Origin of the sequence: Nostoc sp. NZL (genome assembly GCF_015714705.1) — a bacterium.
In the GTDB taxonomy this organism is placed as follows: Bacteria; Cyanobacteriota; Cyanobacteriia; order Cyanobacteriales; family Nostocaceae; genus Nostoc; species Nostoc foliaceum_A.
This window is the reverse complement of sequence record NZ_WBKL01000068.1, coordinates 1-3,316: the sequence shown is the minus strand read 5'-3', so window position 1 is coordinate 3,316 and position 3,316 is coordinate 1. Positions and strand designations below refer to the sequence as shown.

The window sequence follows — 3,316 nt, the reverse complement described above, 5'->3', positions numbered from 1 at the left end:
GCTCCCTGCTCCCCACTCCCCACTCCCTGATTTAACAAATTCTTTAACACCATCAAGTTACCCATCACCGAAGTTCGTAAATCATGGGCAACTGTGTGCAAAACTACATCTTTGACGCGATGCAATTCTTCAACTTCTTGCATTTTCTGCTGCAATTGTGCTGTCCGTTCTTCTACTTGGTGTTCTAAATTAGTGTTGAGTTCTGCTAATTCTTGGTAAATCTGGCTTTGATGAATGGCGATCGCTACTTGTTCTGACATCTGCTGTAACAAATCAATTTCTATTGGTTGCCAATGACGCGAACCTGAGCATTGATTGGCAATTAACGCCCCAAATAATTCGTCACCTAGCATAATTGGTACAGCCAAACTAGTGGTCTGTCCCATTAATTTTGAGAGGGTTGAGAAACGAACCGCAAAGGACGCAAAGGGCGCAAAGGAAGAAAAATTAAGAATGAGTTTACCGATCATATTTAATGAGACAGACCACTAGCTTTCGTTTGGAATTTTTGACAGTGTGCCTTAACTTTGGGAGATACTGCCACTTGCGTTACGTCTTCAACGACACGCACAAGATTATCTTTTAGTAAGTTTCGCAATTCTTTTAGATAAGCTTCATCATTAGTAGACCATCCTGAGATTGATGGATACTTGGGATCTACTGATTCAGCAAGAGTTCTGATTTCTAAATTGGCATTATTTAAACCAATAAAAACTCGATCGGCTTGGAGAAATTGCCTGACTTCCGTCACGGTGGTTTGGAGAATTTGCTCTAATTTAAGCGAAGACCGAATTCGCACTAAGGTTTCTGCTAACAAGCGATCGCGTTCTGCTGATAGGCGTAATTGCGCTTCCACTTGCTTGCGTTCTGTAATGTCGTGATGGACGGCTAGGATCGAAGGAATACCATCCAAATCAATGACTTCGGCTGAAAGCAGTGTTGTGATTATCTTGCCAGACTTTTGCCGGAATTCAAATTCCAGGTTGCGAACAACTCCTGTAGCTTGTAAATTCTGCAACAAATTCAGGCGATCGCGATCGTGTATCCAAAGATTTAACTCAAAAGAAGTTTTACCAATCGCCTCATCTCGCTCATAACCTGAGAGTTCTACAAAGCTATCGTTAACTTCGATGAAGCGTCCTTCCTGGAGTGTGCTAATGGTAATTGAATCGGGGCTGCAACTAAAAGCTTTAGCAAATTTTTGGGCAAGATTTTGTAAAGCAGCTTCCGCTTGTTTGCGTTCTGTGATGTCTCGGACAATTGCTAGTATTTCATCTTGACCACTCACTACCAACCGCGTCTCATAATCTCTGGCTCCCAAAGGCGTTGGTAGTTGGTATTCGCAAGTTTGCAAAGTTCCAGAATCTAAAGTTTTAGCGATCGCTTCCAGGCTAATTGCGGCAACATCACTAGGCAATAACTCCTGTACATGTTTCCCAACTATTTCTTCTCTCGAAAGAGTGATATTTGCTCCCTCACTTTTCAAATCTAGATACTCGCCATCGCGGCTAATGCGAAACATCAAATCGGGGATAGCATCCAAAATTGCTTGATACCGCGCCTCAGTCTCTTGCAACTTTTCTTGGGTTTGTTTTCGGTCTGTAATATCCATGACCAAGCCATTCCAAAGAAAATCGCCGTTAGGTTGTAGTTCTGGTTGCGAAGTACCTTGAATCCATTTAAGTTTGCCACTAGGTGTAATGATGCGACCTTCCCAATGCCAAGGTGTAAAATTTGTACTACAAACAGCTATAGATTCAGCAAAGGCTTTCACATCCAGCGGATGAATCAGTTTGTATAGCACCTGGAAATCTGCCTGTATAGTTTCTGGTTCTATTTCATACAAATATTCACAACCAGAACTGACATAAGGGATAAACACAGAACCATCCTGCTGTTGCAGAACTTGGAAAATTATTCCTGGTAAATTGACAGCAACTTTTGAGAGCAGGTTAAAAGCCTCTTGCTGGCAATTTGGTGTATACAGCGATTTTACAACGGTTTCATCCACTCTTTGACCCTTTGATACACAAGCTATTGATTTACAATTAAAAGCTAGAATAAGCAATTTAACAGTTTTTATTTTGTGGGCATAATCGCTAACAGAATCAAAACTGCACCTTCTTTCAGAGTAGTTCCTGATGAGGCGATCGCATTCACCCAATCGGGTGAACGATTTGCCAGAGGGAGAATCATGTGACAAAAAAGTTAGTTGTAAATAGTGATCAACGACACTTTGTCACATTTGATCGCAATAATCAGATAGAAAGTAGTTTATCAATACATTTAATCTAGTTTTATCTAAAGAATAAATAGAGTTACCAACATATAGGAATTAATGATGGGTATTTCCCAGTGGATACTTTGTAATACGTCCAAGGAGACATAAATGCAATTACAACAGATATCAGTTTTGGAAGAAACTCTTTGGCAAGCAGTTCTCAATCGAGATCCCACTTTTGAAGGTAAGTTTTTCTACGGTGTTCACTCTACAGGCGTTTATTGCCGACCTATTTGCCCTAGTCGCAGACCGAATCGCAATCAAGTTTGTTTCTTCCAGTCGGCACAAGAAGCTGAAAACGCAGGTTTTCGACCTTGTAAGCGCTGTCAGCCACAATCTGAAAAATTTCTAAATCCCGCTAAGGCAAAAGTTTTAGCAGCATGTCGATATATTGAAGCACAAGTTGATCACATCCCAACCCTCTCGGAATTATGCTCTCAGGTGGGAATGAGTTCCAGTTATCTACAAAAGGTATTCAAGCAAATAATTGGCGTATCCCCTTTTCAATATGCAGATGCACTGCGTAGCCAACGATTGAAGCAGCATCTTCAGTCAGGAGAGGAAATTGCTCATGCAGTTTATGACACAGGGTATGGTTCAAGTAGCCAACTATATGAGAAAGCACCTAAACAACTGGGAATGACACCAAAGACTTACCAACAAGCTGGAAAGAGAATCAGCATTGTCTATGCGATCGCTCTATGTCCACTAGGATATTTGCTTGTGGCAACAACAGAGAAGGGTATCTGTGCCGTTAAACTAGTGGTCTGTCCCATTAATTTTGCGGGGTTATAATCAAGTGTGATTAAATAGCAATGTGGATGCATTGGTATTCACAAGCAGACAAGCGATCGCAGAAGAAGGAAAAAGGGTGTATGAGCAAAAAGTATCAAATTAATCTGAGTGAATCACAGAGGGAAGAACTACTGGCTCTAGTCAAAAAGGGTTCAGCAAAAGCCAGAGAAATTCGGCGTGCACACACATTACTAATGGCTGCGGATGGCAAGACTGATGAAATAATAGCAGAAATATTAC

Annotated in this window: 2 protein-coding genes and 2 pseudogenes; 2 read left to right on the top strand and 2 right to left on the bottom strand. The window is 41.2% G+C overall.

From position 1 onward, the window contains the following. Together F8R90_RS09785 and F8R90_RS09780 are read right to left on the bottom strand one after the other, a co-directional pair. Positions 1-371, bottom strand: a pseudogene (locus F8R90_RS09785) (GAF domain-containing protein); the annotation flags it as partial. A 119-nt stretch (positions 372-490) separates the two neighbouring features. Next, positions 491-2,011: pseudogene (locus F8R90_RS09780) on the bottom strand (PAS domain S-box protein); the annotation flags it as partial. A 378-nt stretch (positions 2,012-2,389) separates the two neighbouring features. Between F8R90_RS09780 and F8R90_RS09775 the strand changes: the two are divergent. After that, positions 2,390-3,076 (top strand): bifunctional transcriptional activator/DNA repair enzyme AdaA, encoded by a 687-nt coding sequence (locus tag F8R90_RS09775; RefSeq protein ID WP_230966226.1) that lies wholly within the window; start codon positions 2,390-2,392, stop codon positions 3,074-3,076. 26 nt (positions 3,077-3,102) lie between these two features. Next, the coding region (locus F8R90_RS09770) for a hypothetical protein (protein WP_442946740.1) at positions 3,103-3,316 on the top strand (214 nt) is incomplete at its 3' end.

Coding starts and splice junctions, on each gene's coding strand:
- F8R90_RS09775 (WP_230966226.1), top strand. CDS start 2,390: ATGCAATTACAACAGATATCAGTTTTGGAAGAAACTCTTTGGCAAGCA.